Here is a 24,686-nt window from a genome sequence, read left to right as displayed (position 1 = left end):
GCTGCGGACTTACACGCCGCCGCGGCGAATCAGTTTGCCGCTGGGCGTCCGGCCATCGATCTCGTTGCCGCGCAGGTACGTTTTGCGTACGACGCCGGAGAGCGCCTTGCCGTCGTACGGCGTGATCGGGTTCTTGTGCTTGAGCTTCGTGACGTCGACGACGAACGCGTCGTCGGGAGCGAAGATCGAGAAATCCGCGTCGTAGCCGAGCGCGAGCTGGCCTTTGTTGTGGAGTCGGGCCAAGGCTGCGGGCTTCTCGGACATCCAGGACACGACCTGCTCCAAGGAGATTCCGCGGTGCCTTGCCTCGGTCCAGATCAGCGAAAGTCCCAGCTGCAGCGAGGAGACGCCGCCCCAGGCCACAGCAAAGTCGCCGTTTTCCAGGTCCTTCAGGTCAAGTGTCGAGGGGGAATGGTCCGAGACGATGCAGTCGATGGTGCCGTCCTGGAGTCCCTGCCAGAGCAGCTCGCGGTTTGAGGCCTCGCGGATGGGCGGGCAGCACTTGTAGGCGGTGGCGCCATCGGGGATTTCCTCGGCCATGAGCGTGAGGTAGTGCGGGCAGGTTTCCACGGTGAGGTGAACGCCGTCGCGCTTTGCCGACGCGATCATGGGCAGAGCGTCCGACGACGAGAGGTGCAGGATGTGCGCACGCGCACCGGTCCAGCGGGCCCGTTCAATGACCTCGGCGATGGCCTTGTTCTCGGCGCCGCGGGGGCGGGAGGCAAGGAAGGTGGAGTAGTGAGCGCCGCCGGGGTGGGGTGCGTGGTCGATCGCGTGCGAGTCCTCGGCGTGGACGATCATGAGGGAGTCGAAGGACTTGAGCTCGGCCATGTCCTCTTCCATCTCGTCCGCGTCCAGGTGCGGGAACTCGTCCACGCCGGAGTGGAGCAGGAAGCACTTGAAGCCGAAGACTCCCTCGTCATGCAGCGGGCGCAGGTCCTTCTTGTTGCCCGGAATGGCGCCGCCCCAGAATCCGACGTCCACGAATGCCTGGTCCTCGGCTACTTCGCGCTTGAGCTTGAGGCCGTCCACGTTGGTGGTGGGCGGGATGGAGTTCAGCGGCATGTCGATGATGGTAGTGACGCCGCCGGCTGCGGCAGCGCGCGTGGCGGAGGCGAAGCCTTCCCACTCGGTGCGGCCGGGCTCGTTGACGTGCACATGGGTGTCCACGAGGCCGGGGATGAGGGTTTCGTCGTCGGCGAGCTCGATTACCTGGGTACCTTCCAAGCCGTTACCCAATGGTTCGATCGCGACGATCACGCCGTTGCGGACGCCAACCTCGCGGGCGGTAATGCCGGCGGTGGTGAGGACGCGTTGGCCGCGGATGACCAGGTCAAACGGGCCGTGTGCTGTGGTGGTCTCTTCAGACATGGAGTTGCTCCTTGGTCTCGGTTCGCGCTGCGACTTGGGTGGGTGCCGATTTTTCAGAGAGGCGCACGCCGATGTGCACACCTAATTCTTCAAGCAGCGGCCCTGCTTCAGCTATACATTTCTCTACATTGGCTTCGAGCTCGGTCAATGCGTGGACCGACTCGAAACCGGACTCCGTAAGTTGTTCCGGGCTCAGCGTACTGCGGCCGCAGACTGCAATCACAGGGACCCCGGAACGCACTGCCGCCCGCGCCACACCCATGGGCGTTTTGCCGAGCAGGCTCTGTTCGTCGAGGCTGCCTTCGCCGGTGATCACCAGGTCCGCGCCCGCCAGCCGCTGCTCCAATTCCGTGAATTCGAGGACGACGTCGATGCCCGGCCTGCGTGCCGCGCCAAGCGCCGCGATGGCAATATAGCCGACGCCGCCTGCCGCACCCGCGCCCGGCGCCTGTGCGGCGTCCTGGGCTTCGGGGCCGATTTCGTCGGCGAGGACCCGGACGAAGTGGGCCAAGGCGGCATCGAGCGCGGCGACGTCGTCCGGCGTCGCGCCCTTTTGCGGTCCGAAGATCGCGGCGGCGCCGGTGCGGCCCAAAAGGGGATTGTCGACGTCGGACGCCAAGACGAACTCGCTTGCCTCCAGCCGGACATCCAGGTTCGAGAGGTCGATCCGGTCCAGCCGGGCCAGTGCTTCGCCGCCGGCGGGGAGTTCGTTGCCGTCGGCGTCGAGGAGCAGGGCGCCGAGGCCCTGCAGGACGCCTGCGCCGCCGTCGGTATTGGCGCTGCCGCCGACGCCGAGGATGATGTGCCGGCAGCCGAGGTCCAGGGCGGCGCGGATGAGTTCGCCCGTGCCCAGGCTGGTTGAAGTTCTGGCGGTGCCGGAGTTCGGGGCGCTGCCGTCGCCGAAGCCTGGCAGTGCCGCGAGCCCCGAGGCTTCGGCCATTTCGATGACGGCTTCCTCGCCACGGACGGCGAATTCGGCCATGACTGGCTGGCCTGTGGGCCCGGTGACCGTGGCGCTGCGGCGGGCGAAGCCGGAGCCGACGGCGGCGTCGAGAGTCCCCTCGCCGCCGTCGGCCACTGGGATGAGCGTGGTTTCAAAGCCCTCGGCCGGGTGACTGGCGGCAAAACCTGCCCGCAATCCCGTGCTCAAGCGGCTGGCGACCTCGGGAGCTGACAGCGATCCCTTGAACTTGTCCGGAGCTATGACCACACGCATTCCGTACCTCTTTCAGTACTTACTAGGCCCGCTGGGCGATGATCGCAGTGGGGGCATCCTCGGCACGCTCGGCCAGCTCTTCGAACTCGTTCACGCCGTCGATTTCAACACCCATGGAGATATTGGTGACCTTCTCCAGGATCACTTCCACCACCACGGGAACCTTGAACTCGCCCATGAGTGCCTTGGCCTTGTCGAACGCGGCGGGCAGATCGGACGGGTCTTCCACGCGGATGGCCTTGCAGCCGAGGCCCTCGGCCACCTTGACGTGGTCCACGCCGTAGCCCGCTGCGGTCGCAGAGAGATCAGTGGAGTTGATGTTCTCGAACGCCAGCGACACGTTCTGTTCCATGTTGAAGCCGCGCTGCGACTGACGGATCAGGCCCAAGTACGAGTTGTTCACCACCACGTGGATGTACGGCAGGTTGAACTGTGCGCCCACCGCCAGTTCTTCGATCATGAACTGGAAGTCGTAGTCGCCGGACAGGGCAACAACGGTCTCGTCCGGCTTGCCGCGGACAACGCCCAGGGCGGCGGGACATGTCCATCCCAGAGGGCCCGCCTGGCCGGCGTTGATCCACTTCCGGGGACCGAAGACGTGCAGCAACTGTGCACCGGCGATCTGCGAGAGGCCGATGGTGGACACGTAGGTAGTGTCTTTGCCGAAGGCCTTGTTCATCTCTTCGTACACGCGCTGCGGCTTGATCGGCACGTTCTCGAAATGCGTCTTGCGGTGCAGGGAACCCTTGCGTGCGGTGCATTCGGCAACCCATCCGGAGTAGTCCGGCAGGGACTGCGCTGCCTGGCGCTCGCGGGCCAGCTCGATCAGCCCGTCCAGCGCCGCACCGGCGTCGGACGCGATGCCGAAGTCCGGCGAGAACACGCGACCGATCTGCGTCGGTTCGATGTCGATGTGCACGAACTTGCGGCCGGCCGTGTAGGTGTCCAGTCCGCCGGTGTGGCGGTTGGCCCAGCGGTTGCCGATGCCGATGACGAAGTCCGAGGCCAGCATGGTCTCGTTGCCATAGCGGTGCGAGGTCTGCAGGCCTACCATGCCGGCCATCAGGGGGTGGTCGTCCGGGATGGTGCCCCAGCCCATCAGGGTGGGGATGACCGGAACGTTCAGCAGTTCGGCCAGTTCAACCAGCTGGGCGGAGGCGCCGGCGTTGATGATGCCGCCGCCGGCGACGATCAGCGGGCGCTCGGCTGCGGTGAGCATGTCCAGTGCCTTTTCCAGCTGCTTGCGGCTGGCCTTGGGCTTCTCGACGGCGATGGGCTCGTAAGCGTCGATGTCGAATTCGATCTCGGCCATCTGCACGTCGAACGGCAGGTCCAGCAGGACCGGGCCCGGGCGGCCGGAGCGCATCAGCTGGAAGGCCTTCTGGAAGGCGCCCGGAACCTGGCCCGGTTCCAGGATGGTCATGGCCATCTTGGTGACCGGCTTGGCGATGGACTCGATGTCCACGGCCTGGAAGTCTTCCTTGTGCAGTTTGGCAACGGGGGCCTGGCCGGTGATGCAGAGCATGGGGATGGAATCTGCCCAGGCCGCGTACAGGCCGGTGATCATGTCCGTTCCTGCGGGGCCCGAGGTACCGATGCAGATGCCGATGTTTCCGTCCGCTGCCCGGGAGTAGCCGTCGGCCATGTGGCTGGCGCCCTCAACGTGTCGGGCCAGGGTGTGGCGGATACCGCCGTGTGTCCGCATCGCGGAGTAGAAGGGGTTGATTGCCGCGCCTGGCAGGCCGAACGCCTCGATGGCGCCTTCCTTTGCCAAGATGGCGACGGCTGCGTCTACAGTGCGCATCTTCGTCATGGTGTGCTCCTTGAAAAGTCTGTTTCGCCCGCCGTGGGCGGTTTTAGGGTGTAGTGGGGGAGCCGCCGTCGTGAAGTACGACGGCGGTTGCCCAGTGGTGCTTGTTTCCGGCCTGTCGCCGGGATGCTTTAGTTGCGGCCGGCTCTACTTGCGGCCGCTGAGCTGGAGGACCTGCTTGAACAGTCCCGAGTGGTCGAGTCCGCCGTCGCCCTGGTTGACGGTGGCGGCGACGAGCTGTGCGACGACGGCGCCGAGCGGGATGGCGACGTTGGCTTCGCGGGCTGCGGAGGTGACGATACCGAGGTCCTTGTGGTGGAGGGCCAAGCGGAAGCCGGGGTCGAAGTTGCGGTCGAGCATCTTCTGGCCCTTCTGCTCGAGGACCTTGGATCCGGCCAAACCGCCGCCGAGGACCTTGAGGGCTGCGTCCGTGTCCACGCCGTAGGCCTCAAGGAAGGCGATGGCCTCGCCGAGGACCTCGATGTTGACGGCCACGATCAGCTGGTTGGCTGCCTTGACGGTCTGGCCGGAGCCGGAGGGGCCCACATGGACGATGGTCTTGCCGACGGCGTTGAGGACCGGCTGGGCTGCTTCGAAGTCGGCTGCGTCACCGCCAACCATGATGGAGAGGACGGCGTCGATGGCGCCCTGTTCGCCACCGGAAACCGGGGCGTCGAGGGGGCGGATGCCGGCTGCGACGGCGTCTGCCGAGAGGCGGGTGGCGACGTCCGGGCGGATGCTGCTCGCGTCGATCCAGAGGGCGCCCTTCTTCGCGTTGGCGAAGACCCCGTCCGGGCCGCTGACGACACCTTCGACGTCGGGGGAGTCCGGCACCATGGTGATGACGACGTCGGCGTCTTTGACGGCGTCGGCGATGCTCCTGGCGCCCTTGCCGCCTTCGGAGACGAGCTTGTCGATCTTGTCCTGGCTGCGGTTGAATCCGGTGACGGTGTGGCCGGCCTTGACCAGGTTGATGGCCATGGGGAGGCCCATGATTCCGAGTCCGATGACTGCAACGTTGCTCATGATTTTCCTTACTGAAGTCTGCTGGACCCAACTAGCTCGCAGTTGATGTCGTTTTGAGGGCTCATAACGACATCAACTGCTAGTCAGTTGGGCGGGTGGGAGGGGGCGGGGACTAGTGGGAGGTGGCGCGCTGGCGGATGGCCCAGCTGAAGGCCGTTTCCTGCGGTTCCTTGTATTCGAGGCCGATGTAGCCGCCGTAGCCGAGTTCGCGGCTGCGGGCGATCCATTCGCCGAGGGGAAGCTCGCCGGTTCCGGGAGCCCCGCGGCCGGGGTTGTCGGCGATCTGGATGTGGCCGAAGTCCTTGGCGTGGTTCTCGATGACGGCTGCGACGTCGTCCCCGTTGACTGCCAGGTGGTAGAAATCGGCGAGGAGCTTGATGTTCTCCGCACCGGATTCTTCCTTGACCCGGGCGATCACCTTGAGGGCGTCGGCGGCCTTGAGGAGCGGGTACTTGGGCGCGCCGCTGACGGGCTCGAGAAGGACGGTGCCGCCGATGCGTGCGACGCCTTGCGCGGCGCTGGCCAGGTTTTCGGCGCCGATGGCGTCCTGCTTCTCGGCTGATTCGCCGTCAATGCGGTTGCCGTAGAGGGCGTTGAAGGCCTTGCAGCCGAGCCGCTCACCGATGCCTGCGACAACGTCGATGTTGTCCAGGAACTCGGAGGAGCGTGCGGGCCAGGAAACCAGGCCGCGCTCGCCGCCGGGCATGTTGCCGGCGTTGAAGTTCAAGCCGGTGAGCTGAACGCCAGCGTCCTTGATGGCGTTCTCGAACTCGGTTACCTGGGCGTCCGTGGGGACGGAGGTTTCAAAGGGCCACCAGAATTCGACGGCGTCAAAGCCGGCAGCCTTCGCGGCGGCGGGACGCTTGAGCAGGGGCAGCTCCGTCAGGAGGATGGAGCAGTTCACTGTGTACGTCATCGTAGGTGTCCTTCCGGGGAGGGCTTGGGATCTAAGTTCCGCTGGGCTTCGTGGGCTTGGCTGACTTTGGTTTCGTCCGCTTGGCCAGACTCGTCAAGTTTCCGCTTTGTGGAATTTAGATTCTGCTTTATGAAAAGTTTAGGGAAGGCGAGGGTGGGAGTCAAGGGGGGTGGGTCTTTGGGATACCAACAAGTGGCGCCGGTGTCGTTTTCGCGATCTGCGGGCCGGACGTAAATGGGGTGTCTCGCAGGCGTCGGGCTAGAGCGCGTCATAATGTGCCGGCCGCAAACTACTAATTGCTGTCAGGTGCATTGCTGCTTCGCGGATCGTGTGGCTCGACCCCACCCGCGCCGTCGCAGGCCGATGACATTCCACGTAGGCGGACAGAAAAGCAAGGAAGTTAGGGGTTTGTGATGGCTGCTCTTACCAGACAGACGTTTGCCGGGTTATCGGTGCCGGTGGCCCTATCTATCGGGGCAGTGCTTGCCCTTTCTGGATGTTCCTTCGCGCAACCACAGTCATCGACAGGCTCGAGCAGCTCCTGCCAGGCTGCTCCAGAGGCTCTCATGAGTGAATTTGTTGAAGCATTCAATCGGCACGATGCTCCGGCTCTAGCCGCACTGTTCACGGACGAAGCCCAGTTCATCAATATCTACGGGACGGTTATGAAAAATCGTTCCGGTATAGAAGAGGGCCATGCCAAGGCCTTCAGCAGTCGGCTTGCGCCCGCCAAGCTGGTTCTCAGAGGCGTCGAGAGAAAGTCGGTGTCTGAATCAGTTTCCACACTTTACGGGACATGGGACCTGAGTCAGCCTAGCAATGGCGACCAGACGAAACTCGTACCCAGCGGCTCCGGAATACTGACAGTCGTCGCTCAATGCACCAATGCCGGTCGATGGCTACTCGCCGCAGGATCGAACGTGCGACAGTCAGCTCCGCCCAGCTAACTGGCACACTGCTCAGCGCTACACTGACTGCGGTGCAGGTTCCGTCCCCGCATTACACGGGACAGGAGTTTGTCACCGGAGGCAGTCTTGGTACCAAACGGTCTTGTTCCCTGCCTCAACGCGGGTTGCCAGATGAAACGTATGTGCCACATTCGGATCAGTGGGAGACCAAGGTCTGGCGTTATGAGACTGAGGGCCTCATCGTTACAGGCTCTGCCCTTGTCGTCCGCCAACTTCTGCGCCGCTGCCGCCCGGCTGGCTCCGTCAGCGCGCAACTGGAGGAATTCGGTCCGTTGCGCTTAAATTTTCCGGCCAGTGAATAGACCCGCCTGATGCGCCCATTTGGGACAGGTCACCCGGACGAAACCCAGCATCTTCGCGACCGCCGACACGTTCCCGTGCAATGCAGGAGTCGGAAGAACTCCGACCTGTCCTCGGCCGAGTACGTCCGGTTCTTCCCGCGCGCGGTCGATGGGCCCGTCTCGTGACGCCAGCGATAACACGCGTCGACGTTAAGCCCGAGTTCGGCCGCTACAGCCCGAACAGTTCCCCGCGATCCAGCCGGCGAAAATAGTTTGCTTTCTCTTTCGCCGAGTACTGTCGATTCGGTTTTCTCGAAGTTGATGATGGCGACATCGCTGAGCTGCGGGTCGCGTCCCGGTACGCGGCATCGTATTTCCCTGAATACCAGCGCGGGATCTGGGGGTAAGGCGTGAGGGACGCAATGCGCTACGAGTGGAGAAGCGATACGGAACGCTGGGCCTGGCATTGTCGGGGATACCCCAACGAGGCAGCTTGTCTTTGCACATCCCCGATCTACACGGAGAACCATCCCCAGCCACACGTAGATTGCCCGATTCCACCCTTAATTCTGGTCCGTCAGCACTGAATTTCCCCCTTTTTACACGGAGGCCGTTTTTGCGGCCCTAGTCTCCTACACAAGGACGGTCCCGTGCCGCCGATCATCGGAGGGCCTTTCCACGGTGCCGGTACAGGACGCAACTTATGGGGGATTGGGAAGTGAAACTAAGTCAGCAACAGGCGGTTGGCGCAGCGATGGACCAGTGGATTACGGGCATTCCCGGTCGAATTCCGGATCATGCAATCTTCGTTGAGAATCCTGAGCACGCTCCGTATGCAAAGGAGCTTGCCGGCGAGCAATCGATCGTCTTCGTGCTCGACGGCGGGAACGGCGCCGATGAAGACACCGTGGTTCCGGTCTCGGGGTTCTTCGATGTCGTCGGGGAAGAGCTGTTGGTTGCTGGCAGCCTCAGCCTCGAGGTCCAGGACTACCTGGCCATTCCGTTCATCAGCCTCATGGGAGTCACGGTTGTCAGGATTACTACTTCTGAAGACTGGCAGGCCTTCTTCGACGACGCAGAAGAAGCTCGACGATCGGGCCATTTCGTGTGGCAGCTTACCGAAGTCAACGCCGTCTTTGCAGAGCGCGGCCTTCTAGACGGCGGTCAAAGCGTTGGTTCCCCCCTCGCGAGGCTCCACATCGCATCTGACGGAACGGTACTCAGCGGTCCCTACGGATCCACTGTTGGCAAGGCGGGCGATTCGTTGGCAGACATTCGGACAAGGTGCCTCGCGCTGGAACCGGAATCTGCACTGGCTTCTGTCTGTGATGCGGAGGCTGTTCGTGATTCCCTCGGCGCCCGGCCTTGGATTCCCCGTTACTTGGCTGCACTGGATGCCTGGAAATTCATTCCCCGGGACGATCGCTCCAAAGCTACGATTGTCGGCTTTGGCGCCAGCGTCTACGGAGCATCGCCCACTGACGATCTCCCCTCACCACGGGCTCCCTTCATCATCCACAGCGATGGACAGTACACACTCCTGGACACCGCGTCGGGCCGGACTTTCCGGGTTGGACCTGATGCGGCGGCCATCATCGAGGCCCTCTCGAATCTGCGGCATCTCCAGCTCGCTGCGTCTGCGGTAGCTGCTGCCCTGGGCGTTTCCGTAGCGGCAGCCGAGGAATCCACACGAGCCGTCCTAGAACAGTTCGAACGGGCAGGCGTGGACGTTTTCGGCGCCGGCTGAGCTCCAGAAACGTCAACTTGCCGGCCACCGCCCGTCCAATTCCGAGGACCGACACCTGATGACTGCCGCACCCGCCCTTGATACCCCCAGCACCCGACTTCCGCTCTGGGTACCATTTGTTACCCAACACAATTTTCCCGTCGATAGCTACACTGCCGTCAGGGCCCATGGCGTCCACGTAGATTTTGAAGACGGGCAACGACGCCTGTGCGCAAAGAGTGGACTGTGGAACACCAACCTCGGCTACGGTAACGCGCGAATTGCCGGTGCAATTGCCAGAGAGCTTGAGGCAGCGTCCTATCTTCCGTTGTTCCGGACTGCGAATCGCAAAGCAATCGAGGCGGCAAACGCGCTGCTTTCACTCCCGGCCCACTCCTTCGAGAGGGTGGTCTTCTCTACTTCCGGGGGTGCTGCCAACGACGCCGGCATGAAGCTCGCGCGCCAATACTTCCTCTTGGACGCACAACCCGAGCGAAAAATCATCGTAGGGCTGGCCGGTAGCTATCACGGGCTGACCTACGGGAGCCAGGCTCTCAGCGGTGACCACCTCGCTCAGACGATCTACGGGGTGGACCGCCGCAATATACGGCACATCAGATTCGACGATGGGGGCGCCGAACTGGCGCTATTAATGCGCAGGGAAGGCCACAGAGTGGCCGCAGTCATCGTTGAACCTGTCCTTGGATCCGGGGCGGACGTCGTGCCAGCGAGCTTCGTGCGTTCCTTGTTGACCTTCCGGGAGGAGCACGGCTTCCTGGCCATCGCAGATGAAGTGGCCACGGGCTTCGGACGAGTGAATTCATGGTTTGTCTCGGACGAATGGCCCACGGCCCCGGACATCATTGTGACGTCCAAGGCCATGACGAACGGTACCAGTGCGTGTGCCGCCCTTCTGATTGGACAGCGAGTAACCCGGAAGTTCGATTCCACGGAATCTGTCTTTGTCCATGGAGAAACCCAAGCAGGAACACCGGCCACGTGCGCCGCGATACTTTCGACCATTGACGAACTAAAAAGCGTGGATTTTCAGGGTCTCGGGGCAGTGGTCTCGGCTGGACTTGATCGCCTCATTGTCCGGCTCATGGGCATTCCGGGCGTCAGCACCATAACCGGTCGGGGCTGCATGCGGGGCATCAAACTGGAAACAGCGCAGGGGGAACCGCTGTCAGCAGACGGTGTCCTGGCCGTCGTGAGGCATATTCATCAGGCTGGCGCAATCGTGCAGCCGGGACCGGGGAGGATCCAACTCCTTCCGGCCTTGGTCTTCACGGAAGAGAACTTTGAGGAACTCCATGCGGCAATCGCAGGCGGTCTCAGCGCCGCCCATCGGGACGGGATCTTCGGATGATCGCCGACCGGACCTGGAACACGCGCTGCGTCATTCTCGATCAGGGAACGTCTGCCAGATATGTCGGCACTCTGATCCGTGGGCGGACCGGACTTGTTGTGGACCGCGCACTCCCGGAACACCGGGATCGACTCCTGAATGGGGATCTCAAGGGAATGCCGGTCCTGGAGCTCGACGCGCGGCCTGTCTCTTTCACGACGCTAGGGCTTGTTGAGGAGTTTATCCGCGGCTACGACCTCACCACCGTTGTGGGACTTGGGGGCGGTTCCGTCCTGGACGCGGTGAAAATCTCCGCGCTCTTCACAGCCGATCGGTGTTTTGCTGAATTCGCGGCGCGTCACGCCAAGCGATCGGGCCTCATCGTCCTGCCTTTCGGGGCCGAGCCAAATACTCGTCCCAGAACCATTCTGATGCCGTCCACTGTGGGAACCGGCGCCGAAGTCAGCGCTGTAGCGTGTCTGGACACCGACGTCGGACGCCACCTGATTGCTTCACGTCACCTTTCAGGTGACGTCGCGGTACTTGATGCCGGCCATTTGTCCACCCTCCCGCGGCAGCTGGTGCTCGAAGGGCTGCTCGAAGCGCTTCTCCGGGTGGCCGGAACGCTGATCGGCAGTTCCCCGAGTATTTTCGACGACGACGCGCTCTCGGTTCTGGTGCGCATGGTGCGGTTGGGGAATCGCTTGACGCGCGAAGACTCCCCTGAGCTGCGGCTTGCTGCGGCTCGGTTGAGCATGGAAACCCACACCGGATGGTCGCTCATCGCTCGCAACCCGTATGGGGCCAAACACTGGTACGTCGCGAATGAACTGGCGTACGTGACGGGTGTGCGGAAAATGACCGCAACCGCCACTGTCATTGAAGCGATATGGGACGAGATTGAAAACGGCGCCACCGCCTGGGGCGACCCCCATCGTTTGGCCGCCCTGTGGTCCGCGGTAGCGAGTGTTGACCCCTCGCTCGGCCGCAATGCTGCCCGTGGAATCAAGGAGCTGATGCGGCGATGGGGAGTTCGCGGGCTCGATGAACTGAGCGAACGGACTGCCATGAAAACAGCCAACCTGGCCGTCAGCCGCTGGGGCCGGGTGTTACCCATGCTGCACGGAATCGACGGGGTCCACATCCTGCGCGTCCTCCGGAAAGCCAGCAACATGCAGCGAGCCTTGCCAAGCCCAGTGGGCCACCAACGAGTGGTAAGGGAAAGGGGGTGAACACATGAACAGCAGCGGCGCACCAAGGCTTCTGGACCTTGAAATTCAGGAGTTGGAAAGCATCGAAGTTCCGGACGACTGGAGCGAACGTATCCACGGAATCACAGTAGGGCTCTCTCTGGTCGGACTCGGCGTCGCCATCACCTGATGCGGCGGGACAAATGAGGCAAACGAAACAAAAGGGGGTGAACACAATGCAAGATCAGCTCAATATCTCCATCCAGGAAATCGAATCCATGGATACACCGGACTTCAACAATTGGTTCCTCGGGGTGTCCCAAGGTGTGGCCATCGGCGCCATTGCCGTCGGCATCACCTAGATGGACGCACAGCCAACTATCCGACGCCCAGAAACACCGTTGAAAGGAGGAGAAATGATTGCAACCTCAAACCTTCAACTGACCGTTGAAGAACTGGAGAACCTCGACACACCTGACGACACTCCGTGGTACATCCGTGCCGGTGACGTCATCATCATCGCCGGCATCGCCGTTGGCATCGCCGCGACCTAGTCCGTGCGCGCGGGTGGGGAAGCGCTCATATTCGCCACCCGCGCGCACACCCGTCCCCCATGTGCCTCCCGAGAGTACGAGTTGATGAGAAACGCAAGCAACGAGACTGCTGACGACATCCTGCGCGCCATCGGTCACGGGGATCCCCCTGAGGACCTGTACGGCATTGAGGGTTCCCGCCTTTACGACAAGATCACTGCTGCTGACCTTTCCGAGCTTCCTGAGATTCTGGGGGCCGCAAGGAAAACGACCGGACCAATCCTCGAATTGGCCGCAGGGTCCGGCAGGATTACCAGGGCACTCCTCGCCCTGGGGCGTCCGTTGACAGCCGTTGACTCTTCACCGGAAATGCTGCAGATGCTGAGGGAAAGAGCCGCGACCCGATCCTTTAACCCTCAAGGGGTCGCCGTGGATGTCATCGAAGCCGACATGTCCCGGCTTCATGTTCATGATGAGTTCGGCTGCATTGTCCTAGGAGCCAGTTCGGTAACGCTTCTGTCTCATGAGCAGCGTCGGGAGCTCTTTCGTCGAGTGCGCGATCGCCTTAGCCCTGATGGCCGCTTTGTGCTCACGGTCCTGGACGCGGAGCAATCCGGGCAGCAGCCACATGATCAGGGCGGAACGAAGGCTGGATATTCGGTGCTTGACTGCAACTCGATCCTGTTCACTATTGAACGCCGGGATCCGGGCAACGGAACACGGCATGTGACCATGATCAAGGTCGATTTTGATGAAGGAAGGACATACCGCTCAAGCGCGTATGCCAGCGAGATAGCTTACGTCCGCAATGAGGTCATTGAAGCGGAACTCAACGCTGAGGGTTTGCACGTTCGCGAAAGACGTGCTGTTCGGATCCCCTCGCTGGTCCGTTCGCTGAACGGGGTTGAAATGTGGGTGTGCGGGACGTGATGATCGACCCAGCACGGACCTTGGATCCTTCCCTGGGCTTGGTTTCCGACGCGCGGGTCTACGTCCCGAACGAGGTCGGTCTTTGGCGCACGGTAGCGCATTTGGCCAATGACCGGGGGACCGCGGAACACTCCTCCGGGTTCTCTTCCGCCGTCGGAGCATTCGACGCCAACAGGCGGCGGTCCCTCACCAGGGGAGCCGGCGAAGCGGTAGAGCGATTCGCGCTGGTTCCGGTGCCGCCCGATTCGGGACACCTCCTCGTGACCACACCCTGTCAGGAAAAGCGGATTGACTTCGTGTCAGCCGGACTTGGACACGCCTCGGCCCTCGGTTTCGAGATTCCGTGGTACCGGGCAGTGGACTTGGTTTCAGGGAATGAATCGCATATTCCGGCGCCGGTGGTGGATTACAGCCCCCGCGGAATTCCTCAAGAAACGCCCGTCGCCCGGTACTTCGATCCATCCCCGAACGGCGCGGCAGCAGGACCCTCGGAACGCTTCGCCAAGATCACCGCAATCGCGGAAATCATTGAGCGGGATGCCTTCTTATGGGCCTGGTGCCGGAGGACACCGCTCAAGGAGTTCACCATGAAAGACATCCCTGTGTCCCTGCGCAGTGATCCGTCAACCCTCAGGTTCACCAGGCTCCTCAGAACAGTCCTCGACGCCGGGATCCACGCCACGCTCGCTTTTGTCCCCAACGACGACGGCCCCTTGGAGACCGCAGTGGGTGTAATTCTGGATGACACTGAGAATGGCCAGTTCGGTGCCGTGGGCCTTAAGGCATCCTCCGACCCCATTTCTGCCTTGCGGGGAGCCCTCCAGGAAGCGCTCCAAATCCGGGAACTCCTCCTTGCCAGATCTCCCTCCTCAGGCACAGGCGATTCAGGGGTGACGAACGACGAAGCGAGGGCGGACTTCTGGACCACGGGTCCCGCCATCGATGAACTCCGCGGATGGGTGCAGACATTCTCGAAATCGCCGCTGCCCCGTGCTCACCCCGAGCCCGATGTGGACGACTTGGTGCGGTACCTGAATCGGAAAGGAATCACCTCGCACTGGGTCAGCCTCACCCACAGGCTTCCGTCAGCGATCCAAGCGCTCGGCTGGCAAGCGGGCAAGGCAATCTGTCCAGGTGCGTTCCCCCTGACGATGGACGAATCCAAGCGACTGCACTTCGTTCCGAACAGCCCTGACGGGCCGTCGAGTCGGACCGCGTTCGCCTCAACGCCTCATCCGTTGATATGAACCCTGCTCGAGAAACAACCATGACAAGAACTTCAGACAGGCGAACGGCCGTTCAGTGGCCCGTGCAGCTGGCCCCATCTGCATCCGTTGATGAACCCCTGCAGGCCGACGGGCCATGGATCGTGGCGATCAACGGGGTGCCCAAAGCCAGGGTCTCGCACGATGTGGCCAACGTGCTCAGAGCCCTGGACGGAAAGAAGGACCCCGCCCAGGTAGCCCACCACCTCGGCAATCCATGGACTGCCGATGATGTCAGGGGGATTGTCCGCCAACTCGTTCACACCGGTGTCTTCGACGTGACCGGGAGCCGAGCAGAAACGCGGCGAATCCAGTTCCGGGCTCCTCTGACCGTGCAGCTTACGCTCTTCAATCCCGCTCCCTTCCTCAAGGTCCTCCGTCCCGCGGTTGCAGCCATGGTTCGCCCAGGTGCCCTCGCTGCAGCTGCTGTTCTCGTGGCCAGCGGTATCGTTGGCGCTTTGACAGCGGGGCCAAATCTTTTGCGGGTGTTGGCAACGCCACTGCCCTTGGAGGCCTATCTGTTCGTCGCCGTCGCGATGTTCGCCTCCACTTTGCTGCACGAGCTCGGCCATGGAATGGCACTCGTCTATTTCGGTGGCACGCCCCGGCGTATCGGAATCATGCTGTTCTACCTCGCTCCGGCATTCTTTTGCGACGTGACGGACGGATGGCGACTATGTTCGCGCAAACAGAGGGTGCTGGTTGCGCTGGCCGGACCTCTCGTTCATCTCGGTCTGGGGAGCGTGGCGCTGGCGGTCCAAAGCCTGATGCCAGCGACATCGCTGAGGGACGCAGCAACCCTGTACGGGATCATTTGCTATGCAATAGCCGTCCTGAATCTCTTTCCGTTTATCAAGATGGACGGATACATAGCGTTGATGTCAGCCCTCGACATTCCCCACCTACGGCGCAAATCGATCACCGCCTTGGCCGACGTCGTCAGTCACCGCCTTCTCGGTTCACGTGTCCATACCCGAGGCCAATTCCTCTTCGCATGGTTCGGAGGCGCAAGCCTCCTATCGGGGATCGCCTTTATGGTCATCGGTTTCCAGAGACTTATCCCAATTGTTCTGCAGCTCGGATACGCCGGGCACATCGTGGTGTTTGTGGTTGTTTGTCTCTTGCTTGTGGTGGCGGCGAAAGGAGTCACCCGGTTCTTGAGCTCGGCCTCAAGGAGGGGGAGTCCGGCATGGCGGCGGATTGCTTTGCTGCTCCTTGGGACTGCTGCCGCGGCCGGGCTTCTCACCGCGATTCCGGTGACGTCGGTGGTGGTAGCCGGTTACACCTATAGCAACGGCGAACTGAAGATCGTAACCCCCAACGGATCGCCCGTTCAAGCAATCGCGCCAGGGGACGCGGTGACTTTGAAATCCCAGGGAATGGTTGTTCACGAAGAACTGGCACGGGCAACCATCGGGGCGGAGCCGCCGTCGAACTCCACTGCACCCCTGGAGACCATCCTCCCGGTGACGTTACCCGGCACGAACGTTCCCGTGCTGGCCTACCAGGGGTGCCTTGAAGGTTCTGCCGATCTACCGGTCTCTGGAAGGGCCGAGGTGACCAGCAAGAGGGTGCTCGGGCTGGGGGAGTGGCTCTGGAGTACCGCCTCGAATTCTCCGCTCTGGCCTGACGGATTCGGACAAGCCATCACCCACTCCGGGAAAGGAATGCAATGACAATCCACGCGACTTTCGACCGGTTCAGCAAGAAACGCGGCACAAGCTTCGCCGTCGAAGACCTGACGTTTGAGGTCCCCGCTGGGCGGATTGTGGGACTGATCGGCCCTAACGGTGCCGGAAAGAGTACTGCGCTCGCGGGCCTGACTGGCCTGTTGGAGGCGACATCCGGGCGTGCGACGGTTTTTGGAGTCGACTATCGAACCCTGCAAAAACCGGCCACCAAAGTTGGAATGAACCTGGACGGAATGGACATCGAACCCGGCCTCACCGGCCGCCGCCACCTCCGGATTTGTCAGCTCGCTGCCGGCACCTCGCCCGAGAACGTCGATCGGGTCCTGGAACTGGTCGATCTGACGGCTCACGGGAAAAGGAAAGTCCGGGACTACTCCCTCGGGATGAGGCAGCGGCTAGGCATCGCCTCGGCAATAATCGGCAGCCCCAAGCTCCTTGTCCTCGACGAACCGGCCAATGGGCTGGACCCCGACGGTATTCAATGGCTGAGGTCCTTCCTGAGGGATTTCGCGAGTTCCGGAGGGAGCGTCCTGGTCTCCAGCCACCAGTTGACGGAGCTGGAACAAATAGCCGACGAAGTGGTCATCCTCAAGCGACGGATGTTGTTCCGCGGGTCTCTTGAGAATGCCATGGCCGTTGGCGGCGGGAGCCTGGAAGCCGCGTATTTCAAGATTCTGGAGGGAGTCCGATGAATCCGGCTTTCGCGGGCGGACTCCGGGCGGAGCTGCTCAGGTACTTCAGCGGCTACTCGGCCCTGGGCGTTTTGGCATTCACGGCGCTGGTGCCGTGGTTTGTCGCCAATTTCTTCGGCTGGCCGGACAATTCGGCCAAGCTTTCCTTGACCCAAAACGTCCAAACCTTCTGGGGACTCGCCGCGACGATCACCATCGTTGCCACGTTCGCGGGAAGCTACATCGTCACTCGGGAGGCTTACTACGGGACTCTTCGACGAAGCGTGGCCATGTCCGGGCCGAGGCATCTTGTGGGAACCAAGTACATTGCCTCGTTGGTTGTTGGGCTCCTCACCGCTGCAACAGGCGTGGCGCTCTGGAGCGGCAGCGTCGCGCTCATCGTCTCCCCGGAAGTCCGCGCTGACCTAGTAGGTGGCGAGTCCTTGCGTGCTTTGCTCGGCGTCATCGTCGCGTCAGTGGTCGGGTGTTTGTGGGGCTGTTCGCTGGGCTGGATCATCAGGCATTACTATGCGACGACGATAGTCACCATGTTGATTCCGCTCGTCTTGGAATTGCCGCTCATGGCGAATTTTCCTGAAATCGCGCACTGGCTACCGTCCGGAGCCTTGGCCGGTATCGCATCCTTGCCCCTTGAAGGTCTTCTTGAACCATTGCCCGCTTTCCTTGTCGCCTTGGGATGGTTGGCGGCCGCAGGAGCAGCTGCGATGTGGACGCTGCGGAGAAGGGGGGCCTAATTGCTCAACTATGCACCTGCCTTCTTGTCTGATCTGCGACGTCCCTGGTTGTGGAAAGGATCGGCCATCGGTACGTTGCTCGTGGCCGGCCTGATCGGTGGACTTGTGGTGGCGGCGGCGATAGAACCGGAAGAGGAAAGCGGCCATGCGATGACAGGCGGTGATCGAATTCTCCTGGACGCCGGGTTGTCGCTGATGCTTACTGCAGCGGCCGTGGTGGGCTCTTTCTCCTTTACCTCGGATTTCAACACGAGATCGTTTCATCGGCGCATCCTGGTGTTCCAGCGTGGCGCGGCATTCACCGGGCGGGCGGCCTCCACCACCGTCGCGGCCTTGGTGGCGGGTACAACCATTGGCGTGCTTTTCGGGCTGGCAGGGGAACTGGGGGTTGACCGCTGGCATGTCAGCACCCACGTGGTGGTGGCCTTCGCCGGGGTGTCCGGCATGGGGTCGCTGTGGGGCTTCGCGATTGGTTCCCTCATCCGCAACCATCTCCTGAGCCTCTTTGTCGTGCCCTTGAGCCTTGTTTTGCCGACAGCTGTGGGCCGTCAGCTGGGGCACTTCGCCGACTTCCTTTTCCCGAACTTGCTCTCGGTTTGGGCGAACCAAGAGCTGGTGGGAAGCCTGAGGTTGGATTCCCTTGCTGGAGCAGCTATGTGGCTCGCTTTTGCGCTCGGAACGGGATTCTGGGTATTTCTCAAGCGCGATCTCGCCTGACCATTTACTGTTCATTAAGGAATTTACCGTGAAAAGCAACTCGATCATTTGGCTTCTCCTCGCGCTTATTTTTGGTTTCTACTCCGTATATATCTTTTCCACCATCCGCGACGACTCGCCGTGGGGCATCGTTTCCGGAGTGGCGCTGGTAGCGGGTTCATTGGTTTCGCTTGGGAAGTTCGTGCGCGATGCCAAGGCATCTAAGGTCGACCGAAACGGCTAGCGACACTTGCCATCCGGACTGTGGACCGTACGGCTGGGGTTCAGGACGTTGGCGGCGACGCAGTCCTTGTCAACCAGACCACGCATCAGGAACTCGGCAAAAAAACTTTGCAGAACACCGTCACCTTCAGCCAGGTAAGGGCTATTCGTTGCTGACGGTGTCTGCGATGGCACCGCAAAATCGGTGCGGTCAGAAACCCATCTGCCCATATGCACTTCAAGAAGGGAATGTTTTCGTGATCGAAGCACGAGGCCTGACAAAGGCCTATGGCGAGAAAACCGCCGTCGACAATGTCAGTTTCACTGTCGAAGCCGGGAGGGTCACCGGTTTCCTGGGCCCGAACGGTGCGGGCAAGTCCACCACCATGCGCATGATCATGGGGCTCGACGCCCCAAGCGCCGGCTCCGTGACCGTCAACGGGGAGCCGCTCGCCAAACACGCCGCGCCACTGCGCGAAGTCGGTGCACTGCTGGACGCGAAGGCCGTCCACACGAGCCGCACCGCATACAACCACCTGCTCGCTATGGCAGCGACGCACAGTATCCCCAGCAGTCGCGTTCGTGAAGTCATCGAGATGACCGGCCTGGGCAGCGTCGCGAAGAAGCGGGTTAAGGGATTCTCGCTGGGCATGGGTCAACGGCTAGGGATCGCTGCAGCGCTATTGGGAGATCCGCAAACCATCATTCTGGATGAACCGGTCAACGGCTTGGACCCTGAAGGCGTGATCTGGGTCCGCGACCTGCTCAAGAACCTCGCTTCCGAGGGCCGCACGGTCTTCCTCTCCAGCCACCTCATGAGCGAAATGGCTCTGACGGCGGACCATCTGATCGTGATCGGCCGCGGCAGGATCATTGCCGACGCGCCGATTGCTGCGATCATCAAAGGCAACGGTCAAGCACGGACGCGGGTGCGCAGCGAACAGCCGGAGAGGCTCATGCAGCTGCTGACAGGCGCCGGAGGGTCGGTGGAAGTCATTGAACCCGAGGTGCTTGAGGTCAGTGGTTTGGATACGCGTGACATTGCCCGGACGGCGGCGGAGAACCAGATCATGGTCTACGAAATGGTCCCCCTGCAGGCAAGCCTGGAAGAGGCCTATCTGGACCTGACCAAGGACGAAGTCGAATACCACTCGCACATCACCACCGGGACCTCCGCCCCCGGCAAGACCGGAGGCAATTAGACATGAGCACCACCGCTTCGAATCGCAGTCCCATTCGCGCCGCAGCCGGTCCCGGACTGGCGTTCCACCGCATTCTGAAGTCCGAATTCATCAAGTTCCGCACCTTGAGGTCCACGTTCATTCTTCTGGCCGCCGCCGCCATTCAGATCATGGGCATCGCCGCGCTCGGTGCACAGAGCATCGGAGAGACCTTCGCAGCTAGAGTCGCGTCCAATCCCGAACTGACCTCCCGTATTGCTGCTCAGGCCGGGGACATTGCCATTGGTGTGCCCACTCAGGGGGTTGGGATCGTAGTGCTCATCGTGGGTCCGTTGGGCGTCCTGTTCATGAGCTCCGAATTCACTACAGGCATGGCTCGCTCCACCTTCGCTGCAGTCCCGAAACGGATCTCGTTGTTCTTGGCAAAGCTCGTTGTGGTGATGGTCAGCGCCTTCGCATTAACAGCAGTGGCCAGCTACATCGCAGGGTTGGTGACGATTTCGATCCTGGACAGCTACAAGATCGCGGTGGATCTGGGTAGCCCGCAGTTCATCAAGCGCCTTTTGGTTAGTGGCGTCTACGTGGCTGCTATTGCGGGGTTCGGCATGGCGCTCGGAACGATACTCCGCAGCTCTGCCGGGGGCGTCGTGAGCCTGCTCGGCCTGGTCTTCGTGGCGCCCATTACGGTCGATCTCTTCGACGGCAGTTGGTTCGACACGGTCGGCAAATATCTGCCCGGCAACACACTTCTTATCCCGCTGACGTCCGTCAATCATGTCCCGGACTTGCTTGAAGCTTGGCAGGCCGCACTGGTCCTTGGAGCCTGGGTCATCGTACCCGCCGGTGCGGCGGTGCTCCTCCTAAAGAAGCGCGATGTGTAAGCACTGCCCGGTGCTACGCGATGATGAGCTAGCAGGATCAGCTCCGGCGAAACCCGGGAATGGCCATCACCGGCTCAATTCTCATCGTGTCGTGCCCGGACGGATGACGCCGAATATCGTGTGACGTGACGGGCTCGGTCGCGTCTGCCGCCATCAGAACGTGCTGGCCCCGCTTTCGCCCAGTGGGTACTTCCGCTGGAGTTCGGCGACCTTGGGATCGTCCTCATCCGCTCCGTAATCCGAGTTCCGGGTGATGTCTATTCCGTCCGGGAGCTTCATCGCACGGAAGACCAGAGACAGGACGGCAGCAACAATAAGGTTGATCGCGAATGCCACGACGGCAATGTAAACCTGTACGTTGGTGCCGGGGATGGCAGCGATGGAACCACCGAAATTGGCCTTCGTCACGGGATTGACCACGTTGTATGCCGCGACGGTTCCGTAGATGATTCCGGCGGCCCAGCCGGCGAACAGCGCCCAGCGGTGGAACCAGCGGGTGTAGAGCCCTGCCACAATCGCCGGGAACGTCTGTAGTATCCAGATACCGCCGAGGAGCTGCATGTTGATGGCGGCCGACTGGTCCATCGCGATGACGAAGATCAGCGCCCCGAACTTCACCACGAGCGAGGCGATCTTGGAGACCTTCGCTTCCTGCCGGGGGTCTGCGTCGGGCCGGATCAGGTCGCGGTAGACATTGCGGGTGAACAGGTTGGCGGCAGCGATCGACATGATGGCGGCGGGGACCAAAGCACCGATGGCGATGGCCGCCAGGGCGATCCCGGCAAACCACGCGGGGAAGTTGTCCAGGAACAGTTGCGGAACTACCAGCTGCGGGTTCACGGTGCCGTTGAGGTCAATGGGCTTGGTGCCCGCGGAGATGGCCGCGTAACCCAGGAGTGCAAGGAACCCGAGCATGAGCGAGTACAGCGGAAGAACCGCGGCGTTCTTGCGGATGGTGTTCCTGCTCTTGGTAGCCAGGACCCCGGTTACAGAGTGGGGGTACATGAACAGCGCCATGGCGGAGCCAAGAGCCAGCGTCCAGTACGCCGAGTAGCTGGCGGCACCCGGGATGAAGACACCGGCTGGCTTGCCGGTGGCCGGGCTGATGGCGTCGAGTTTCGTCTGGGCGGCACTAAAGATGTTGTCCCAGCCCCCGAACTTGATGGGCAGGTAGATCACAGCAACGATGACCGCCAGGTAGATCAAGAGATCCTTGACGACGGCGATAAGCGCCGGCGCCCTCAGGCCCGAGGTGTAGGTGTAGGCGGCCAGGACCACGAAGGCGATGATCAGCGGCAAGTCAGTCAGTAGGACATTCTCCGTGCTGCCGAGGCCCAACACCGTGAGCACGGCTTTGATGCCGACCAGTTGCAGCGCGATGTACGGCATCGTCGCGACAATGCCGGTGAGGGCCACTGCGACTGTCAGCGCCCTGCTGCCATAGCGCCCGCCAACGAAGTCCGCCGGCGTGACGAACCCATGCCTGTGCGAGACTGACCACAGCCGGCTCATCAGCAGGAACACAATCGGGTAAAGCACGATCGTATAAGGCACCGCGAAGAAGCCGCTCACAGCTCCGGTGGCCCACATTGCCGCCGGCACGGCGACGAACGTGTAGGCAGTGTAGAGGTCGCCTCCGAGCAGGAACCATGTCACCCACGTCCCAAAGCCGCGGCCACCCAAGCCCCACTCATCGAGGCTGTGCAAGCCGGACTCTTTGCCTGCACGCCAGCGTGCAGCGAAAAAGCCCAAGACCGCCACGAGGATAAAGAGGACGACGACGACGGTGAGCGCCACGCCGTTGACGGGCCGATCCGCTGTGGTCGCCACCGGGACGGCGAGCCCGCTCATGGTTCCTTCTCCTCTGTGCGTGCGCCCCGCACGGCTTCTCGACGGCGGCGGTCCTCCTTGGTGACCAAGCGATAGGTGACTCCCACCAGGCCGGCGGTGATCGGAACCCAGAGCATTTGGTACCAGTAAAAGAACGGCATACCGGCTAGCCGCGGCTTATCAATCGAGTACACGGGGACCAACAACGGAACCAGAATGGCGATGGCTAGCAGGATTCCGGCCACGATATACGGGCCGGGCCGCGCCGGTCCCCGGGTTGGCACATCGGGAGTTGACATGGACGCCTCCTCAATGAGACGGCCCCCGGAGCGGGATGGGCTTCCCGGGACGTGCCGGTGGCCTGAGGACCGTGAATATAACGGTCCATCAACAGAATAGATTCTGGATTAATTCTTTGACAGGGGAAGGGCTACCCCTTTCTTGTGGGAAGATCGGCTAGCAACCTCCCGCCGCAGGATCCGATGCAGGACCCGGCACAGCGGGGTCCTGCGTCGCGCGCTGAGCCTGGTGTCGCCCGCAGCTTCCGAAGCAGATTGCAGCGCGGGGAGGATGTCATCAACCCGATGACTTTCGCCGGAGCCCTTCCCCAGGATCGCGGGATCGCCCCCGCGCATTCGCATCGGCCGGGGCAAGTGGTTCAATCTGCTCTGGTTGATCCTTCAGGGTGGGCGTGCGGCGGTCAGCCCTCCAGCTTTCCACGCCGGAAACGCAGCTCTCGTTCAGCACCTCGGAGCGGTGACCCCGCGAACGGTAGCTTCTCCAAACTGATGTTCCCGGCGGCTGACAGGGCCAATGCGTTGGCGGCAGCCGCTGCGCGCTGCGGCAAGCCAATGGACGCGGCGAAATCGGCCCAATGCTTCGCCTTGAGGTTTTTTGTTTTCCCAGACAGCGGCAACGCGAGCGAGTCGTCTCCGTACAGCAGCGTGCACGGAATGTCGTAGATCGGGGCCATGACAAAGCCGTCGTGCTGGGCCCCGAGAATCGAGAGATTCTTGGCATGGAGGTCGCCGTTCCCCGTCAGCCATGCAAAGACAAACTGGAGGTACAGGTTGCGGCTAGCCACGAGAGGGGCTTTGCACCTCCCGGATAGTGCCGCGGCTACCTCCTCCGATGTCACTGAATACTTGGAAGCCGGTGGCAGGCCCATGACTTGAGCTCCGTCTTCCATGGGCAGGCGCACCCAGACGCGGTCCTTGTCCCGAACGCGGTCGAAGCGTTCCACCAACAACCCGGGCAGGCCGTTCATGTCGGTGATGATGCGGCTCTTGGCAACCGGAACCTTGAGGTTCTTGGCGGCAGAGAGGTGCGCCGCTTCGTTCGCCACCAAATGTGCGTGATCAGGCGGGTCCAGTTTGAGTAGATACCGTTGCCCCCTGAGAGACAGCGGTGTGGTCAACATGGAGGCACTTGCCTTGTCTTGGATGCCGGGGATGGCGTGGCGGTCCACTGCGTTGGCAAGGGCGGTGAAGTCCAGTTCCTCGGGCCTGGACGTGTCGGCGAGGGACGCTGGTTCCACGGGAATTGCCCCGGCGGGGACCACCTGGACGTCACCCGGCACGTCTGCCCCTACTGCGAGCAGGAGGGTGAGTTCGTCGTCGAGGCTGGTTTTGGTCGCGTCCCTGAGCACACTAAGCCGGTGCCCCTCCGGGAGCAGGCCGGCGAAGAACGGTGGGAGAGCTCCGGCGGGAGTCTCGACGGGATTCTCTCCCAAGGGCAGCGAACTGGCAACGGCAGGCCGGCCGGAAGTCAGATATTCCGCCGCGTAGGAAAAAGTGACCCCGCCGTGGCCAGTGCGGATAAGTTGGCCCGCAAGGACACCGCCCTTGTGAACGTCCGCCGCGCGGACGAACTTCAACTCCTGGAAATCGTCGACCATCAGCCCGCCATCATGTGCAGACCGACGGCGTTCGCTACCGCCACGACGGCCCCAAGCGAAGGATTCCCAGTGGCCGTTTCAATCGCCCGAACGGTCCTCTCAGAGGTCCCGGCAAGGTCGGCGAGGTCTGCCTGCGTGATTCCGGCCTCCTTGCGTGCTCTCCGTATGGTGGCCGCAATCGCCGCAAGGTCTTCCACGAGTCTCCAATGATCCGGCACGAACTTGCCGATTTGCTAGTTTCTTAGGCCCATTCTGAACTATCTTGCCAAAATCGGCAAGATA

25 protein-coding genes are annotated in these 24,686 nt (G+C 62.1%); 16 read left to right on the top strand and 9 right to left on the bottom strand.

Annotated elements, in window-relative coordinates; all coding sequences use genetic code 11:
- Positions 1-9 precede the first annotated feature (9 nt).
- The 5 genes from allB to A3M3_RS0105465 all read right to left on the bottom strand — a co-directional run bounded on the left by allB (position 10) and on the right by A3M3_RS0105465 (position 6,339).
- Positions 10-1,371 (bottom strand): allantoinase AllB, encoded by a 1,362-nt coding sequence (gene allB / locus A3M3_RS0105485; RefSeq protein ID WP_028265507.1) that lies wholly within the window; start codon positions 1,369-1,371, stop codon positions 10-12.
- Positions 1,364-2,587 carry a glycerate kinase gene (locus tag A3M3_RS0105480; protein WP_028265506.1) on the bottom strand — a complete coding sequence of 408 codons (1,224 nt, stop codon included), beginning with the start codon at positions 2,585-2,587 and terminating at the stop codon, positions 1,364-1,366. The genes allB and A3M3_RS0105480 overlap by 8 nt, the downstream gene beginning before the upstream one ends.
- Before the next feature lie 22 nt (positions 2,588-2,609).
- On the bottom strand, positions 2,610-4,400 hold the full coding sequence (gene gcl, locus A3M3_RS0105475) for a glyoxylate carboligase (protein ID WP_028265505.1): 1,791 nt from the start codon (positions 4,398-4,400) through the stop codon (positions 2,610-2,612).
- A 144-nt stretch (positions 4,401-4,544) separates the two neighbouring features.
- Positions 4,545-5,423, bottom strand: a complete 879-nt coding sequence (locus A3M3_RS0105470) for a 2-hydroxy-3-oxopropionate reductase (protein ID WP_028265504.1) — start codon at positions 5,421-5,423, stop codon at positions 4,545-4,547.
- Between the two features lie 112 nt (positions 5,424-5,535).
- On the bottom strand, positions 5,536-6,339 hold the full coding sequence (locus A3M3_RS0105465; RefSeq protein WP_028265503.1) for a hydroxypyruvate isomerase family protein: 804 nt from the start codon (positions 6,337-6,339) through the stop codon (positions 5,536-5,538).
- A gap of 566 nt (positions 6,340-6,905) precedes the next feature.
- On the opposite strand from A3M3_RS0105465, the gene A3M3_RS27290 reads away from it, so the two are divergent.
- The 16 genes from A3M3_RS27290 (at position 6,906) to A3M3_RS0105385 (ending at position 20,677) form a co-directional block, all read left to right on the top strand.
- On the top strand, positions 6,906-7,286 hold the full coding sequence (locus A3M3_RS27290) for a YybH family protein (protein ID WP_197023131.1): 381 nt from the start codon (positions 6,906-6,908) through the stop codon (positions 7,284-7,286).
- Between the two features lie 1,020 nt (positions 7,287-8,306).
- On the top strand, positions 8,307-9,335 hold the full coding sequence (gene mpaB / locus A3M3_RS0105460; RefSeq protein ID WP_028265502.1) for a daptide biosynthesis RiPP recognition protein: 1,029 nt from the start codon (positions 8,307-8,309) through the stop codon (positions 9,333-9,335).
- Positions 9,336-9,393: 58 nt separating this feature from the next.
- Positions 9,394-10,683, top strand: coding sequence for a daptide-type RiPP biosynthesis aminotransferase (gene mpaD / locus A3M3_RS0105455; protein ID WP_028265501.1), 1,290 nt, complete (start codon positions 9,394-9,396; stop codon positions 10,681-10,683).
- The gene (mpaC, locus tag A3M3_RS23875; protein ID WP_155854292.1) at positions 10,680-11,894 is read left to right on the top strand and encodes a daptide-type RiPP biosynthesis dehydogenase; all 1,215 of its coding nucleotides are present in this window, start codon (positions 10,680-10,682) and stop codon (positions 11,892-11,894) included. Before mpaD ends, mpaC begins: the two co-directional genes overlap by 4 nt.
- A 4-nt stretch (positions 11,895-11,898) precedes the next feature.
- Entirely contained in the window at positions 11,899-12,042 is a 144-nt protein-coding gene (locus tag A3M3_RS27880; protein ID WP_155854291.1) for a daptide-type RiPP, read from the top strand.
- Positions 12,043-12,088: 46 nt separating this feature from the next.
- Positions 12,089-12,214 (top strand): daptide-type RiPP, encoded by a 126-nt coding sequence (locus tag A3M3_RS29225; protein WP_269317244.1) that lies wholly within the window; start codon positions 12,089-12,091, stop codon positions 12,212-12,214.
- A 54-nt stretch (positions 12,215-12,268) separates the two neighbouring features.
- Entirely contained in the window at positions 12,269-12,406 is a 138-nt protein-coding gene (locus tag A3M3_RS27875; protein WP_155854290.1) for a daptide-type RiPP, read from the top strand.
- A gap of 84 nt (positions 12,407-12,490) precedes the next feature.
- Positions 12,491-13,315, top strand: coding sequence for a daptide-type RiPP biosynthesis methyltransferase (gene mpaM / locus A3M3_RS0105430; RefSeq protein ID WP_028265500.1), 825 nt, complete (start codon positions 12,491-12,493; stop codon positions 13,313-13,315).
- Positions 13,315-14,562, top strand: coding sequence for a YcaO-like family protein (locus A3M3_RS0105425; protein WP_231497317.1), 1,248 nt, complete (start codon positions 13,315-13,317; stop codon positions 14,560-14,562). Before mpaM ends, A3M3_RS0105425 begins: the two co-directional genes overlap by 1 nt.
- Before the next feature lie 20 nt (positions 14,563-14,582).
- Entirely contained in the window at positions 14,583-16,256 is a 1,674-nt protein-coding gene (gene mpaP, locus A3M3_RS0105420; protein WP_028265498.1) for a daptide biosynthesis intramembrane metalloprotease, read from the top strand.
- On the top strand, positions 16,253-16,963 hold the full coding sequence (locus A3M3_RS0105415) for an ATP-binding cassette domain-containing protein (RefSeq protein WP_028265497.1): 711 nt from the start codon (positions 16,253-16,255) through the stop codon (positions 16,961-16,963). Before mpaP ends, A3M3_RS0105415 begins: the two co-directional genes overlap by 4 nt.
- Entirely contained in the window at positions 16,960-17,697 is a 738-nt protein-coding gene (locus A3M3_RS0105410) for an ABC transporter permease (protein WP_028265496.1), read from the top strand. The genes A3M3_RS0105415 and A3M3_RS0105410 overlap by 4 nt, the downstream gene beginning before the upstream one ends.
- Positions 17,698-17,721: 24 nt before the next feature.
- Entirely contained in the window at positions 17,722-18,414 is a 693-nt protein-coding gene (locus A3M3_RS0105405; RefSeq protein ID WP_155854289.1) for a hypothetical protein, read from the top strand.
- Positions 18,415-18,442: 28 nt separating this feature from the next.
- Positions 18,443-18,637, top strand: coding sequence for a hypothetical protein (locus A3M3_RS0105400; protein ID WP_028265494.1), 195 nt, complete (start codon positions 18,443-18,445; stop codon positions 18,635-18,637).
- Positions 18,638-18,872: 235 nt separating this feature from the next.
- Positions 18,873-19,817 (top strand): ABC transporter ATP-binding protein, encoded by a 945-nt coding sequence (locus tag A3M3_RS0105390; RefSeq protein WP_028265492.1) that lies wholly within the window; start codon positions 18,873-18,875, stop codon positions 19,815-19,817.
- Positions 19,818-19,819: 2 nt separating this feature from the next.
- The gene (locus A3M3_RS0105385) at positions 19,820-20,677 is read left to right on the top strand and encodes an ABC transporter permease subunit (protein WP_028265491.1); all 858 of its coding nucleotides are present in this window, start codon (positions 19,820-19,822) and stop codon (positions 20,675-20,677) included.
- A gap of 153 nt (positions 20,678-20,830) precedes the next feature.
- Here A3M3_RS0105385 and mctP read toward each other — a convergent pair whose 3' ends face one another.
- From mctP to A3M3_RS0105365, 4 genes are all read right to left on the bottom strand, one after another.
- Entirely contained in the window at positions 20,831-22,528 is a 1,698-nt protein-coding gene (mctP, locus tag A3M3_RS0105380) for a monocarboxylate uptake permease MctP (RefSeq protein WP_051422945.1), read from the bottom strand.
- Entirely contained in the window at positions 22,525-22,806 is a 282-nt protein-coding gene (locus A3M3_RS23870; RefSeq protein WP_051422944.1) for a DUF3311 domain-containing protein, read from the bottom strand. The genes mctP and A3M3_RS23870 overlap by 4 nt, the downstream gene beginning before the upstream one ends.
- Before the next feature lie 401 nt (positions 22,807-23,207).
- Positions 23,208-24,404, bottom strand: coding sequence for a type II toxin-antitoxin system HipA family toxin (locus A3M3_RS0105370; protein WP_028265489.1), 1,197 nt, complete (start codon positions 24,402-24,404; stop codon positions 23,208-23,210).
- Positions 24,404-24,601 carry a helix-turn-helix transcriptional regulator gene (locus tag A3M3_RS0105365; RefSeq protein WP_028265488.1) on the bottom strand — a complete coding sequence of 66 codons (198 nt, stop codon included), beginning with the start codon at positions 24,599-24,601 and terminating at the stop codon, positions 24,404-24,406. Before A3M3_RS0105365 ends, A3M3_RS0105370 begins: the two co-directional genes overlap by 1 nt.
- Positions 24,602-24,686 lie beyond the last annotated feature (85 nt).

It is taken from the genome of Arthrobacter sp. MA-N2 (assembly GCF_000517125.1).
Classification (GTDB): domain Bacteria; phylum Actinomycetota; class Actinomycetes; order Actinomycetales; family Micrococcaceae; genus Arthrobacter; species Arthrobacter methylotrophus.
This window is presented reverse-complemented; position numbering and strand designations above follow the sequence as displayed.